Below are 13,905 nucleotides of genomic sequence, written 5' to 3'. Positions count from 1 at the left end.
AAATTAAGTCCCGCCAAAATGTTGAAGCAACACCTAGCGAGACTTAATTTTTACTTCGCGAACCCTTGCGCGCTATTTGACTTCCTCGAAATCAACGTACTCGCCGCCTTTGAAGCCCGGTGGCTTCTCCGCTTCGGGCGCCACGGGGGGCACGTAGTCGACCCGAACTTCGCCAGGCACGGGCGGCGGGCCGGGCCGCGACTGCGGAGGCACCACAAAGCCGCCGTTGCGCATTTGCTTGCGCACAAAGCCGGCCAGCACCAGCCGCAACACAATGGGCAATACATAGCGCATTGCCACAAAAACCAAAATCAAGATAAACCAGAACTTCATAGCCTAGAAACGTAAAAGCCGCCGCAAGGTACAGCCAGCGTCGAAAGGCGACCGAACCGTGGGCCCTCTACTGCTCTCAACGGCCGCACGGCCGCAAAAGCTCCCGCAGCTCACAACAAGACTCCGTACAGTGACGCGACCCAGAAGCTACCGGCCTTTCCGCAGGGCCTGCGCCACGGCGCCGGCAACCAGGCCGCCAGCCGTGTACCAGGCCACAGTCATGGCTTGGGTTTGGGGGGTACGGTTGCTAGGTGCTTCGCCTAGGCCCAGCGGGCCCGGCAGCAGCACCCCGCCCACACCGGCGGCCACGCCCAGCAGTGCGCCCCGGCGCAGCGCGTGGCGACCGCTGCCCACGAGGCTGTAGTAGAGGCCATTGCTGAGAATGTCGCCGGCCATGGTCATGCCAAACAAGGTGTCGTTATCGGGCTGGGGCAGGTCGGCTTTGCCCAACAGCTTGCGCAGGCCGCGCATGCCCAGCACGTCCATGCGCGGGGCATCTTCGGGCCGCAGGTGGCGCACGGTTTCGTGAATGGCGGTGAGAACCACGGCTCCGGCAAAGCCGGCAGCCAGCGAAGGCAGTAGTTTCATATGTAGCAGGAAAGGGTAGCCTTGATAGAACGCTGACCGCGAGGCGGGGTTGCCAAACTTTTCCACGGTGGCGGTTGCGCGGCGTCCGGCGCGGTGCCTATCTTTGCACTCCCCTCCAAAATCGTTGGCTGGGAAATAAGCCTCTTTAGCTCAGTTGGTAGAGCAGCTCATTCGTAATGAGCAGGTCGTTGGTTCGAGTCCAATAAGAGGCTCCCCTTTTCAAACCCGGAGAAATGCTTGCTGCCCGGCAGAAGCGCTTCTCCGGGTTTTTGCGTTTTCGGCCCCGGGTCATCGAAAAGCACCCCGCCCCCAGCCTTGGCACGTAAGTAGTACTTTCGGGCAGGGCCCTGCTTGCTGTGGCCCGCCCATCATCTTAGCCTGCCTGCCTGCGTATGCTCACTCAATCCATCAAGGACGCGCTCAACCAACAGATTGCCATGGAGGCGCAGTCGTCGCAAGCCTATCTGGCCATGGCCTCGTGGGCCGAAATTCAGCCGGGGCTCGACGGCGTCACCAACTTCTTCTACCAGCAAAGCAACGAGGAGCGAGTGCACATGCTCAAGCTCATCCGCTACGTCAACGAGCGGGGCGGCTTTGCGGTGGTGCCGGCCCTGCCGCAGCCTGTAGTCACGTTTCAGTCGCTGCAGCGGGTGTTTCAGGATTTTCTGCGCCACGAGATGGAGGTATCGGCCAGCATCAACGAGCTGGTGGGCTTGGCGCTGCAGGAGCGGGACTTTGCCACTCACAACTTCCTGCAGTGGTACGTGTCGGAGCAGCTGGAGGAAGAAGCCCTGGCCCGCACCCTCAACGACAAGCTCGAGCTGGTGGGCGACGACAAGAGCGGCATCTACATGTTCGACAAAGACATTCTGCTGTTTCGCGGCCACGCCGGGCCCGACGGCAACGCCGCTAGCTAGAGCCGTCTCGGGGTTGGTGTACTGTAGCGCGGACTTTTAGTCCGCAAGCCCACTGACCGGAGGATTCGCGGACTAAAAGTCCGCGCTACCCCCACTATAGCCCGCTCAGCCCGCCTTTAGAGCGCGGCGATTTCGCTCTCAGCCTGCGGTATTTCCACCGTGAAGGTGGTGCCCACGCCCTCGGCGCTGTCTACCGAGATGGTGCCCCCGTGCCATTCCACAATGAATTTGCACAGCGCCAAGCCCAGGCCCGTGGTTTGCTCCCCGCGCAGGCCCTGCCGCCGGGCCTTGGTAAAACGCTCGAACAGCTGCGGCTGCAGGGCGGCCGGAATGCCAATTCCCTCGTCGATTACCCGGATGCGCACGCAGCCCGGGCAGGGCTCCACGGCCACGGCCACGCGCTTGCCATCGGGGGTGAACTTGAAGGCATTGCTGACCAGGTTGGCGAGCACCTGGGTTATTTTGTTGACGTCGAGGTTGACGTAGAGCGGCTCCGTGGGCAGCGAATATTCAAAGGCGTGGCCCAGGGTGCCCTGGCCGCGCTGCAGCTCATCGAGCGGAGCCCGGAGCACGGTGCCTACTTCCACCCGGTCGCGCTTCAGGTCGGTATTGGCCGAGGACAGGAACTCCATGTTAACCAGGTCGCGAATCATCTTGAGGCTGCTGCGGCTGGTGTTTTCGAGCACGCGCAGCATGTCGCCCACGCGGCTGTTGGCCGGCACGGTCACTTCCTCGGTCAGGTACTGCGCCACTTGCTGCACGATGCCAAAGGCGCCGCTGAGGTCGTGCGATAGGATTTCCAACGCCGCGTTTTTGCGGCTACTGAAGTTGTCGGCGTTTTGCTGGTGGCGCTTCGCCACGCTGATATCGCGCAGAACGCCCCCGATGAGCACCCGCCCATTGGTGGCTTGGTGGTGGGGCGTCAGGCAAAACCATTGGTCGGGCTGGCCGGGCTGCTGCAGGCGCACTTCTATCTCATCGGAGACCTGGCCCCGCACCCACAGCTTGCAGTAATGGATGAGGTAGGCGCGGTCGTCGGGGTGGAGGCGGGCCAGCAGGGCCGGCAGCTCTTCGTTGACGTGTGCGCAGCGGCCGTTCAGAGCTTTTTCGTAGGCCTCGTTCACAAAAGTGACCCGGTCGGCTGCCACGTCATAAATAAACTGAACATGGCTGCTGGCAGCGGCCTGGTCCACAAAGAAATCAGCGAAATCAGTCACTTTGGCCCTGTTTGAATGCAGCTAAAGATATCAATTTTTACTTGTCGTAACCGGCTACATGTAGGCGCAGCTCTGGCTCTTGCCCTGTTGCTAAAGAGCAGCTGCTAACAGTATAATAAGGCATAGACTTACCAGAAAGCGAGAGAGCTGCATCAATAGCTTCACCAGAACCATACGCGTACTGACGGCCATCTGTTTGCTCATTATCAACAAGCTATCCCGAACGGTTCAGCCTAATAATTGCCGCATGCATGCATGCATGCATGCATGCATGCATGCATGCATGGCTCTATCCTATTGGTTACCAACTGCCCACAAGCCAAAAGGCCCACATTATAAATGCGGGCCTTTTGGCTTGTTTTTAACTTATCAAAACCGACGCCCGCCAGCAAAGGCAGCGCGGCAGCCCAAGTTCCTTACTTCACGTTCAGGAGCACGCCCAGGTAGGCGAGGCGACCAATTTGCGGGCCACCGATGATTTGCACGTTGTTGGCATCGAAGGCGTTCGAGACGCCGGCCTGCAGGGTGGTGGCCAGCTTGGGCAGGGTGTAGCCCAGGTACGCGTCGGTGGTGCTGTAGGTACGAATCTGGCCGTTGGCCAAGGGCAGTTCCTGGCTGTGGCCCTCCACCCAGCGGTAGTTAACCGAGTAGGTGAGGTTGGTGAGCACGGTGCCGCTGGCCAGGATGTTGAACTTATGCTTGGGCGTGTTGAAGAAGGTGAGGAAGCCTTCGGGCAGGTTGCTCTTGTCCAGCAAGTTGAAGGAGTAGTTGCCGCCAATGTTCAGCGCCCTGCTCATGTAGTAGGTGAGGCCGAACGTGGCCCCTTGGGTGCGAACCTCTTGGCTGTTATTGTTGGCGGCGTAGATGACGCGGGCCGGGGAAGCATTGGGGTTGGTGAAGCCCGAAGCCAGGCCGGCGTTCACTTGCTGGAACGTGGGGCGGGAGCCGTCGACGTTGCCCACGAACAGGCGGCCGCCGATAAAGTCGTTGTAGCTGCTGCGGAAGTAGCTGGCGTCGACGTACACGTTGGGGATGATGGCGCCCTTGTAGCCCACCTCGGCGGTGCTCACGCGCTCAAGCCGCAGCTTGTCGATTGATACTTCAAAGTCCTGCAGCGAGGTGCCGGGCGTGTAGGCCTGGCCCTTGGAGTTGGTGAAGTTGTAGCCCTTGAAGCCGTCGCCCACGTTGCCCAGCAGAATGAAGTTGCCAACGTCGGAGCGCAGGTACTGGTCGGGCTGGGTGGGGCTGCGGAACGCCTGGCTGAAGCTGGCCCGGAAGTTATGCTGCAGGTTCTGGCCGAGCGAATACACGGCGGCGGCACGGGGCGAGAAGGCCGGCGCGAAATTCTTGAAGTTGTCGACACGGCCGGCGAAGGCCAGTTTCAGGTGCTCGTCGAGCAGGGCCTGGGTTACCTGGCCGTAGGCGCCGTACTCGTAGTTGCCGATGCGCTTGCCTTCGGTGTCGGCAAACAGCTTGCCGCCCGAGCCCAGGCGGAACTCGCGGTAGGCCGCGCCCACAATCAGGTTGGTGCCAGCGTTGCCGAGCTTGAAGCTGCGCTGGGCGCTGATGTCGTTCAGGAAGGAGCCGAAGTTTTGCTGCGCGCCCACGCCGGGCTGGTCGTTGTTGGCAATTTTGTCGCGCAGGGCAATGAAGCGCGCGTCGGTGGCTTGCAGCTGGGTGCCGTTGGCGGCCGACTGGGCTGCGGCCTGGGCCTGCTCGGGGCTCAGGTTGGCACCGCGCGCCTGGCTGTAGGCCTGGTTGTACACCACGAAGTAGCGCTGGCTGTAGGGCATGCTGTTGGTTTCCGAAACGGGCGAGTTCTGAATCAGGCGGCTGAGCTGCGACAACTCGTAGGTGCTGCCGGAAAAGTCCTCGGTGGAGAACAACCGGATAAAGCCTTTCGAATCCTTCAGTTCGGCCCGGTACTGGTTGGTGCCCAAATCCTTAATCCGGAAGCGGCTCAGGTTCTGGTAGGTGGACGTGCCCACGCCGCGCTTGGCTTCCACCGTGAGCTTGAGGTCGTCCTTCACCAAGTACGACACGGCGCCCTGCACGCGGTAGGAACGGGTTTTCTCATCGCCCCGAATAAGGTCGGCCTCGCTGAAGCCGGGCATGTACACCGTTTTGCCGTACAGCTCGGGGTTCACCGTGAAGCCGGGCTGGTTCTGGAAGGGCGAATACACGTTGCTGGTCTCGCCGTAGCGGTTCACGGCGTCGTAGCCCAGGGTGGAGCCGGCCGGATTGGCCGAGAACGACGAGGCGTCGAAGTTCTGCGCAAGCCAATCGGTGGCCCGGAAGCCGCTGGCATTAAGCTTGAACGCAAACCGCTCGCCTATTTTCTTGGCGTAGCGCACTTGTCCGTCCATGAGGTTGCGCTCGCCGCCGCGCAGGCGCACGCTCAGGCCGTCGTACACAAACGGGTCTTTGGAGTTGAACAGCACCACGCCGCTCAAAGCATTGGAACCGTAGAGCGCCGACGCTGGGCCGTGGATGATTTCGATGCTTTCCATGTCGAGCTCCGGAATACCCACCAGGTTGCCGGGGCTCAGGTTGAGCGAGGGAAGGGCGGTGTCCATGTAGTCAACCAGCTGAATCACACGTTCCGACTTGGCCGTGTTAAAGCCGCGCGTGCTGATGCTGGTGAAGAGCATGGAAGCCGAGTTCACGTCGACGCCGGGCAGCATGCCCAGGCCGGCAAGCACCTCCGGCGTGCTGATGCGGTCGAGCTGCCGGCCCGATACCTTGTCGATGGTAACCGGGGCGCGCAGGATGTTTTCCTCGATGCGGGAGGCCGATACTACGGTTTCGTTCAGCAGAGTGGCGCTGGGCACCAGCCTTACATTCAAAGCCATGTCGGGCTGGATGAGCTGGATTACCTGGGTCTCGTAACCGACATAGGACACCACCAGCTCCAGCGCACCACCGTTGAACGACGGGTTCAGGTTGAACTGGCCAACCTGGTTGGTGGCCGTGCCAATGTAAGTGCCGCGGATGAAGATGGTGGCCCCGGGCAGTGTTTCACCGGCGGTGGTTTGCACCACGCCCCGGATGGAGCTTTCGGTAGGGTCGGTGGGGGGCGCCAGGGCCTTGCGCTTCACCGCAGGACGCTTGGCAGCAGGTTTTTTGGTGGGTTGGTGGGGGGCTCCACCGCTGGTGGAGGAGGCAAGTACGGGCGAAGCATGCAGCAAGGAGGCTGCCAGTAATACCGAGTAAATTTGTTGCATTCGAAACGACGAAAATTAAATTATTATAAGAGGGCTCAAAATTATTGGCTTAAATCAAGGCCTCCTATTCATTTTCTTTCAACGGCCATTCTTGCTTGTTAAATGCCCAAAAACCCTCGTTAAAGACTATCCTTACATTTCAGTGCAAGGATTTATAATTTATATAGTTATTAATATTTTTAATTGTCATTTTTGCATTTTACCTTACTGATTCCTTAAGCAAGGCCCAGCTTAATTTGTTAAAAATTAGCTCCCTATCACGCTGATTCCTCTCCGCGGCCTCCAAGCACTAACTTCCCGGCAACGAGGCGCTACGGGGCTTCATCTCCTGCTTACCTTGCCTGCGCAAAACGCCCCGTGCCCCCAGCCGGCCAGCGGACCAGCGCCCAGCCGTGTGGCCGGAACCAAAGCCCCGGCGAGTTTCCCAACCTTCTAATTTTCATGCAGCCAACAGGTCTTATCATCGGCGGTGGCATTGCCGGGCTCACCGCGGCCGTGGCCCTGCAGCAGCGCGGCATTGCGGTGCGGGTGTGCGAGTCGGCGCCCAAAATTCTGCCCCTGGGCGCGGGCATCTGGATGGCGCCCAATGCCATGCAAGTGTTTCACCGCCTAGGCCTGGCCGAGAAAATCAACGCCGCCGGGGTGCCCCTGCGCAACATTCAGGTGGTTGATGGGCAGATGCAGCCCATCATGCGTACCAACCAGGACCGGATTCGGCAAAAGTTTGGCTACACCACCACGGCCATCAAGCGCGCCCACCTGCAGGCCCTGCTGCTGGCCGAGCTGGACCCGGCCACCGTTCTCCTCTCCAAAACCTTCGTCTCGCTCACAGAGGATGCTAACGGCGTGAGCGTGGCCTTCACCGACGGCACGGTGCTGCACGCCAACTTCGTGATTGCGGCCGATGGGGTGCACTCCGCCATTCGCACGCAGCTGTTTCCCAGAGTCCGGTTTGCCGGCACGGGGCACGTGGTGTGGCGGGGCATGTCGGAGGTGCAGCTGGCGCCGGCGTTCAAGCAGTCCATCATGGAGGCGTGGTCCCAGGGCGTTCGCTTCGGCTTTTCGGAAGTGGCCGACGGGGTGGTCGACTGGTTTGTGGTGGTGAAGGCCGGCCCCCAACCCACAGACCGCCCCGCGTTAAAAGCCCACCTGCAGGCCACCTTCCAAGACTTCGCCTACCCCGTGCCGGCCATTCTTGCAGCGGCCGACGAAAACCGCATTATCCGCAATGAAATTGCCGATTTCGACCCCATTCCCCGCTGGAGCCGCGGCAAAGTATGCCTGATTGGCGACGCTGCCCACGCCTCCACGCCTTACATGGGCCAGGGCGGCTGCCAAGCCGTGGAAGACGCTTTCGTAATTGCCCAGTGCCTGCACCGCGAGCCCACCGTAGAGCAGGCCTTTGCCGCCCTGCAGCGCCTGCGTCGCCGCAAAGCCACCTTCATCGTACGCACCTCCCGCCTCATGGGCCGCGTGGGCTACTGGACCAACACGGCGGGCGCCATCCGCAACTTCGTGATGCGGGCCGCCCCGGCCCGGCTCGTCGAGCAGCAATTTTGCCAGGTGTATTCGCTCAATTATTGAGTAAGGCAGGTAGAATCAGCTAATGCCAGTAAGTGGTTTCGGGACAGTGCGCAAGTAGCGCGAACTCTGTAGTTCGCGTCCCCGCGCCGTCCGGGTGTCTTCCCCGCGCCGTTCGGGTGTCGTTCTGGCACGCGAACTACAAAGTTCGCGCTACTCGCACAGTGCCCTAAAGCCCCGCGTAAAAAGTCCTTATCCGGGCCAGCACTTCCTCGGCCTGGGCCAGCACCATCCAGTGGGTGGCCTGCGGCAGGATGGCCAGCTGCGCCTGCGGAATTTGGGTTTTTAAATAGTGGGCGTGGGCCACGGGAAAGTGCTTGTCGCGCCCGCCCCACAGCACGAGCACGGGGCACGCCACCTGCCGGTACCAGGCGGGCAGGCGAGGCAGCTGCCCTTCGTAGCCGGCACACATCCGCACGATGAACTGCCGCACGGCGGGCACCCGAAACGTGCGCCACATGTCCTGGTAAAGGGCCGGCGCCAGCGGGGCCCGGCGGGGCAGAAACGTGTGCAGCGCTCGCCAGAAAATCAGCCGCGGGAAGTGTCGCAGCAGCACTTTATTCACGCCGAAGCGGCGCAGCCAAGTTATTTCCCAAGAGGTTTCCGTGTCGCCGCTCACCAGCGAATTCATAACCACCACGCTGCGCACCCGAGTGGGGTACACGGCGGCGAATACCAGCGCGGGCTGCCCGCCCATGTCCTGGCCAATGAGGTGGGCTTTGTCAATCTGCCACTCGTCGAGGAGCTGGAGCAGGCGCTTGGCCATGAGCAGCGGGGTAGCGCCGCCGGGCCAGTCGGCGCTGTGGCCCATGCCGGGCCAGTCGAATGCAATGACTTGCTTATCAACGGCCAGCCCGGGAGCGAGCTGGGCAAATACCTGAAGGTTTTCGGGGTAGCCGTGCAGCAGCACCACGGCTTCGCCCTGACCCAGGCGGGCCACGCGCAGCGGCTGGCCGTGGTGCGATTCAATTGCTGTTTCAAGCATGGGCCACGGGGTAATCGTGGGCCAGACTATCGGCCGCCAGCACGCCCGAGATGGCGCAAAAGCTCACCCACTGCCCCGGGTGCGTGGAGCTGCCCGTGAGGTAGAGGCCGCGCACAAACGGGCTGCGGTGCGCAATGCGGCCCTTAATCATGAATCGGGCCGTCATCACGGGGTTCATGCTGTCGTGGTAGAGGGTGTACTCGCGGCCCCACTCGAAGGTGGTGCGCCGGTGCAGCACGCGGTAGGCCGTGATGTTTTCCCGCCACCACGGGTCGGCCAGCAGTTCATCCATGAGCTGGTGCTGGCCTTCGGAGCCGAGCTCGGCGGCCGTGGCGTGGTCGAGCGGGGCAATGAGCCGGGCCGGGTACCAGCCGTCCTGGGCCAGGCCGGGGTCGAGCAGGCCCGGCTGCACGAAGGCGGTGCAGCCCGTGCCGTTGAGCTTGAAGCGGATGTAATAGGGCGGGTTTCGGCCCTGCACGGCCAGGTACACGCACACCCCAGGCGACTGCAGCGGCAGCTTCTCCAGCTTCGCTTTTTCGGGCGGCGCGAAGTTTTCTACCAGCTCGGTGTAGGTGCCGATGCCGTTGGAATTGGATATCACGGCCTCGGCCGGAATGAACTCGCCAGCCTCGGTTTGCACGCCGGTCACGGCTTTGCTGGCGGTGCGAATGGCGGCCACTTTGGTATGGTAGCGAATGGTGACGCCGGCCGCCAGGGCCCTTTCTTCCAGCAAGGTGGCAATGGCGCGCATCCCGCCCCGGGGGTGATACGCACCAATGCGGTGGAACAGGCCCGGCACGAAGGCCATGGGGCTGGGCGCCTGCTCCACGGGCTGGCCGGCCACGTGCGTCCAGATGCTGATGCCCTTGCGCAGCGGTAGCGGCAGGCCCGACTGCTTCAGCACCGTGTCGAGCGAGCTGAGCAGGAAGGGCACGTAGCGCAGCGAGCCGTTGCGCAGCACATCGAGCACGTTGGGGTGCGTTTTGAACGTGAACGGCTTCAGGTTTTGGTGAATGGCAAAGGTGCGGTCGACCAACGCGGTGTACTGCGCGCCGCTGCCGGGGTGCGCGGCTTCAAAGCGGGCGGCGGTAGCCGCCAGGCTGCGGTCGAAGGCCGTAGTGCTGCCGTCTTCGTGCAGCACGTGGTACACTGCTTCGATGGGCGTGAGCGGCAGAGTCTCGGGGGCTATGCCTAGCTGCTGCAGGGCCCAGTCCAGGCCCGGCTTGTCAAGCAGAATGTAAGGGCCGGCATCGAACGCAAAATCTCCTGCGCATACGCCGGAGGCCAGCCCGCCGGCACTGCCCCGCGCTTCCAGAATTTGCACTTGGTAGCCCAGCTGCGCCAGCCGGATGCTGGCGCTCAAGCCACCAATGCCGCCACCGATGATGAGAATGGTGCGGGAGCGAAGGGCTGCGTTGGGCATTAAAACAGAAGGAAGAGGAGGCGGAACGGAGCGGCGCTACGCCACTTCCGGCGAGTGGGCCAATTGGTTGAACGAGGCCACCACCCCGGCTACTTCGGCCAGAAACTCCGGCTCGGCTTCGATATGGTTGCCGACCACCACCACATCGGCCCCGGCTGCGAGGGCGGCGTACACTTTCTCGCCGGTATTCAGCCCGCCGCCCACGATGATGGGCGCGGCCACAGCCTCACGCACGGCCGCAATCATGGCGGCTGATACGGGATTTTGAGCGCCGCTGCCACCGTCGAGGTACATCAGCTTTAGGCCCAGCTGCTCGCCGGCGAGGGCGGTGCAGGCGGCAATGCTCGGCTTGTCGTGGGGCAGCGGCATGGTGCCACTCACGTACGATGCCGTGGTGGGCCGGCCCGAGTCGACGAGCATGTAGCCGGTGGGCAGCAGCTGCAGGCCGCTAGCGCGCAGGCGCGGCGCGGCCACCACGTGCTGGCCAATGAGAAAATCGGGGTTGCGGCCCGAAATAAGGGAGAGCAGCAGGACGCCGTCGGCCGGACCGTCGAGGTGCAGGCTGTGGCTGGGGAAGAGCACTACCGGCACGGCTGAGTGCTCCTTAATCAACGCAATGAGGGCAGCCTGGTGCGAACTAAGCACCAAGCTGCCCCCTACGAAAAAGTAATCGACTGGGTGCGCCTGAGCCAGGCGCAACAAGTGTAAGAGACTGGTTTCGTTTAAATTATCCGGGTCGAGCAGCACGGCCAATGCCTTGCGGCCTTGTTGCTGCCGGGTCCGGAGCGCATCATATAGCAGAGGTGTGGGTGGACGCATCCGGGGAATCAGGAGAAGCGAGCGAAGCGACGGGAGCAAACCCGGTTTCGGCGGGAGCGTAGGCCGGGGAATCCGCAAGGTCGGGATTTTTGTCCGCTGGGAAAAACTCGCTCACTTTTTTTGTTACCATGGCCAAGGCCACGGCGGCGGCCTGGGCCACCAGCATCTTGCCAGTATCGGACTTCAGGAAAGCCTGCAGCACCTGGCCTACCATGTTGCTGGAGCGGGGGCTAATGTGCTTTTGACTGCTGCTCAGCGCCAGCTCGTCGCCATCGAAGTCGTGCGAAGTGGGCAGGCGGCGGCTGTCGTCGTAGGGCAGGTCCCGAAAGGGGTCATCCTGGAAATCCTGCGGGTCGAAGGGCGACTCCTCCAGAGAGTTGGCCCCAAAAAGGGCTCCCACGCTCTGGTCATCGGACGTGGGGATGGCGTTTGCGCCAAAGCCGAGGTCGTCGGACTGCTGACCGTATTCTGGCTGATGCTCGGATGCACCCCCTTGGCTTTGGAAAACCCGGGCCGAATCGGCGGCCGACTTGTAGTGCACCACGCTCTTGTAGCGCTTGCCATTGCCGGCCGTGAAATAGTCAGCGTCGGAACCAAAGCCGTCGTCTTCGCCGTCAAAGTCATCGAAACCGTCGGGTTCGTACTCGGCGCGGTTGTCGCCGGTCTGGGCGTAGCGCTTGTTTTTCTTGCGCTTGCTGAGGCCGCCAAAGGCTTTGGCAATCAGCCAAACGCTGCCGGCCAGGCCCGCGCCCACAAGGGCTACTTTGCCTGCTTTCACCGATTTTTCTTTGATTTCCTCCACGTCGCCGCGCAGGGCGCGCTCGTACTCCAGCTTCTTGCGCTCCAGAAATTCTTTTTCTTCGTCGAACAGGGGGGTTTGCAGGTCACTCATGGCAGGCTAGGCTTGGCGTTTGTCAGATTTGTAAATTTTGTCCTTCAGCAACTTGGTGGCCAAGCCCTGGAAAGCGCTTTTGTCGACGCCCACCAGCACCAGTACCAGCAGCAGCAGATAGAAGCCCGCCACGATACCAAAGCCCCAGAAGGTGCTATCGAGGGCCGAATTAAGGGCCAAGCCGGCAAATACGCTTAGGAAGATGACGAACATCAGGCCGAGGATGGCCAGGGTGGCGCCGTGAATGGTGCCCACGAGAATGCCGGAAACCTTCTCCTGAATCTCCAGGCGGACCAGGTCAATTCGGGTGTCGAGGTAGCCGGTCAGGTTGCCAATCAGGCTGTCGTTGCGGGGTGTTTTGGAGTTGTCGTCGTCGAGAATCATACGGCGCAAAGTTGGAGTGGCAAGAATAAAGAAGGAACTGTTTTAAGTCGGGCTGTTTTCTAAAAAATCAGGAGTTGACTGAGCCGGTTCTACGGAAAATTTGCGGGCATGGCTGACTTTTGTGCAGTCCTTTGTGTTTGGTGCCCAGCGTGAGTCAGAATCATTATCAAGTCCTTGGCGTAGCTGCCACCGCCCCGGCCGCGGAGATAAAGCGGGCGTACCGGCAATTGGTGGTGCGTTTTCACCCCGACAAGCACGGCGGTGACGTGCGCTACGAAGAGCAGTTCAAAGCCGTGGCCCTGGCCTACCGCGTGCTCGGCGACCCCGGCCGCCGGGCCACCTACGACTTTCAGCTGGCTCAGGCCGCCCGGCGCGCCGAAGAAGCCGTGCGCCAGCAGCAGCACCGCCCCGCCACCCAGCACGTGTACGGGGTGCCCATGCCGCCGCCCGCCCCGCTGCGCACCCGCCCTCCCGCGGGCAGCCGCGAGCGCCACTACCAGCGCATCCCCACCCAGCGCCCCACCTTCAACCGCCGCGACTGGGCCCTGACCATTGCGTTTCTAATGGGCATCGTGCTGCTTTCGCTGACCGTGAAAGTGACCATGGACCGCGTAACGGCCATCAGCAACTACCGCGACGGCCTGCGTGCCTACGCCCGCGGGCACCTGGCTTCGGCCTACAGCTTTATGGAAGAAGCCCTGCACTTCCGGCCCGACTACGCCGACGCCCTGCGGCGGCGCGCCGAGCTAGAAATGCTGCTCCACAACGACCCCGTGGCGGCCCGCAACGATTTTAAGGCCGCTCTGCTTCAGCCCCACCCCGCCCGGGCCACGGCCGACATGCATTACCGCCTCGGCCGCTGCGAAACCGACCTGGGCCTGCACGAGTCGGCCGACCAGAATTTTAGCCGCGCAGTGGAGCTCGACAGCACCCTGAGCGTGGCCTTCCTAGCCCGCGGCAAGGCCCGGCTGCTCGACCTGAACCAGCCCGAGCCGGCCCTGGCCGACCTGTCGCACGGCTTGGCGCAGCGCCAGCGCAGCGGGGCCCCGGTGCTGTGGCACTACGTGCAGATACGGGGCCTGGCCCTCACCGCCCTGGCCCGCTTCGATGCCGCCCGTACCGATTATTTTAAGGTGCTGCAGGCCCGCCCCAAGGACGGCCGCACCCATTACTTGCTCGGCCGCCTGGCCGCCCGCACCGGCGACACGCTGTCGGCCTGTGAGTTTTACCGGCGTTCGCTGCTGCTGGGCTACGGCTACGCCCGCACGGCCGAAATCAGCTGCGATTCGTTTCTTGTAAAAGCCGCTCGCCGCAAAGGGGCGCAGCGACGCATGAGTAGCGAGAACCTGGCAACGCCAAGTGCTCAAGCGCAACCCGACGAACGGCGCGAGCAACCGAAAACGCCTGCCAAACGCGAGCGGCCCCAAAGCCCCCAGCCAGGCCACGCAACCCGGCAGACCGCCCGACCCCGACCCTCTAAAACGCAAACCACCGCCGCGGGCCTGAAGCCTACGGCGGTGGTTTTAAGTTGTGTTTGCTAGC

At 62.3% G+C, this 13,905-nt stretch carries 12 protein-coding genes and 1 tRNA gene; 4 read left to right on the top strand and 9 right to left on the bottom strand.

Annotation, left to right across the window (positions count from 1 at the left end):
- Positions 1-72 precede the first annotated feature (72 nt).
- A complete protein-coding gene (locus tag BMZ66_RS09320) occupies positions 73-333 on the bottom strand; it encodes a hypothetical protein (RefSeq protein ID WP_092671538.1) in 261 nt (86 codons plus the stop codon).
- A 147-nt stretch (positions 334-480) separates the two neighbouring features.
- On the bottom strand, positions 481-921 hold the full coding sequence (locus BMZ66_RS09315; protein ID WP_092671535.1) for a hypothetical protein: 441 nt from the start codon (positions 919-921) through the stop codon (positions 481-483).
- A 139-nt stretch (positions 922-1,060) separates the two neighbouring features.
- Between BMZ66_RS09315 and BMZ66_RS09310 the strand changes: the two genes are divergently transcribed.
- Positions 1,061-1,133, top strand: a tRNA-Thr gene (locus tag BMZ66_RS09310).
- 180 nt (positions 1,134-1,313) lie between these two features.
- Positions 1,314-1,838 carry a ferritin gene (locus BMZ66_RS09305; protein WP_092671532.1) on the top strand — a complete coding sequence of 175 codons (525 nt, stop codon included), beginning with the start codon at positions 1,314-1,316 and terminating at the stop codon, positions 1,836-1,838.
- A 116-nt stretch (positions 1,839-1,954) separates the two neighbouring features.
- On the opposite strand, the gene BMZ66_RS09300 is transcribed toward BMZ66_RS09305, so the two are convergent.
- The gene (locus BMZ66_RS09300; RefSeq protein ID WP_092671529.1) at positions 1,955-3,055 is read right to left on the bottom strand and encodes a sensor histidine kinase; all 1,101 of its coding nucleotides are present in this window, start codon (positions 3,053-3,055) and stop codon (positions 1,955-1,957) included.
- 416 nt (positions 3,056-3,471) lie between these two features.
- Complete coding sequence (locus tag BMZ66_RS09295; protein ID WP_092671526.1) at positions 3,472-6,279, bottom strand: TonB-dependent receptor; 2,808 nt, start codon at positions 6,277-6,279, stop codon at positions 3,472-3,474.
- A gap of 441 nt (positions 6,280-6,720) precedes the next feature.
- Between BMZ66_RS09295 and BMZ66_RS09290 the strand changes: the two genes are divergently transcribed.
- Complete coding sequence (locus BMZ66_RS09290; protein WP_143080126.1) at positions 6,721-7,863, top strand: FAD-dependent monooxygenase; 1,143 nt, start codon at positions 6,721-6,723, stop codon at positions 7,861-7,863.
- A gap of 166 nt (positions 7,864-8,029) precedes the next feature.
- Here BMZ66_RS09290 and BMZ66_RS09285 read toward each other — a convergent pair whose 3' ends face one another.
- From BMZ66_RS09285 to BMZ66_RS09265, 5 genes are read right to left on the bottom strand one after another with little or no spacing between them, the layout of a single operon-like run.
- The gene (locus tag BMZ66_RS09285; RefSeq protein WP_092671520.1) at positions 8,030-8,845 is read right to left on the bottom strand and encodes an alpha/beta fold hydrolase; all 816 of its coding nucleotides are present in this window, start codon (positions 8,843-8,845) and stop codon (positions 8,030-8,032) included.
- Entirely contained in the window at positions 8,838-10,268 is a 1,431-nt protein-coding gene (locus BMZ66_RS09280; RefSeq protein WP_092671517.1) for a phytoene desaturase family protein, read from the bottom strand. Before BMZ66_RS09280 ends, BMZ66_RS09285 begins: the two co-directional genes overlap by 8 nt.
- Before the next feature lie 36 nt (positions 10,269-10,304).
- The gene (locus BMZ66_RS09275; protein WP_092671514.1) at positions 10,305-11,087 is read right to left on the bottom strand and encodes a geranylgeranylglyceryl/heptaprenylglyceryl phosphate synthase; all 783 of its coding nucleotides are present in this window, start codon (positions 11,085-11,087) and stop codon (positions 10,305-10,307) included.
- Positions 11,059-11,979 (bottom strand): hypothetical protein, encoded by a 921-nt coding sequence (locus tag BMZ66_RS09270; protein ID WP_092671511.1) that lies wholly within the window; start codon positions 11,977-11,979, stop codon positions 11,059-11,061. The genes BMZ66_RS09275 and BMZ66_RS09270 overlap by 29 nt, the downstream gene beginning before the upstream one ends.
- Positions 11,980-11,985: 6 nt before the next feature.
- A complete protein-coding gene (locus BMZ66_RS09265; RefSeq protein ID WP_092671508.1) occupies positions 11,986-12,363 on the bottom strand; it encodes a phage holin family protein in 378 nt (125 codons plus the stop codon).
- Between the two features lie 149 nt (positions 12,364-12,512).
- On the opposite strand from BMZ66_RS09265, the gene BMZ66_RS09260 reads away from it, so the two are divergent.
- Positions 12,513-13,904: a J domain-containing protein gene (locus BMZ66_RS09260; RefSeq protein ID WP_177204664.1), complete on the top strand. Its 1,392-nt coding sequence runs from the start codon at positions 12,513-12,515 to the stop codon at positions 13,902-13,904.
- Position 13,905: the final 1 nt, after the last annotated feature.

Source organism: Hymenobacter arizonensis (genome assembly GCF_900115775.1).
Taxonomy (GTDB): domain Bacteria; phylum Bacteroidota; class Bacteroidia; order Cytophagales; family Hymenobacteraceae; genus Hymenobacter; species Hymenobacter arizonensis.
Note: the sequence above shows the minus strand (reverse complement) of the source record. Positions and strands in the feature narration are given on the sequence as shown.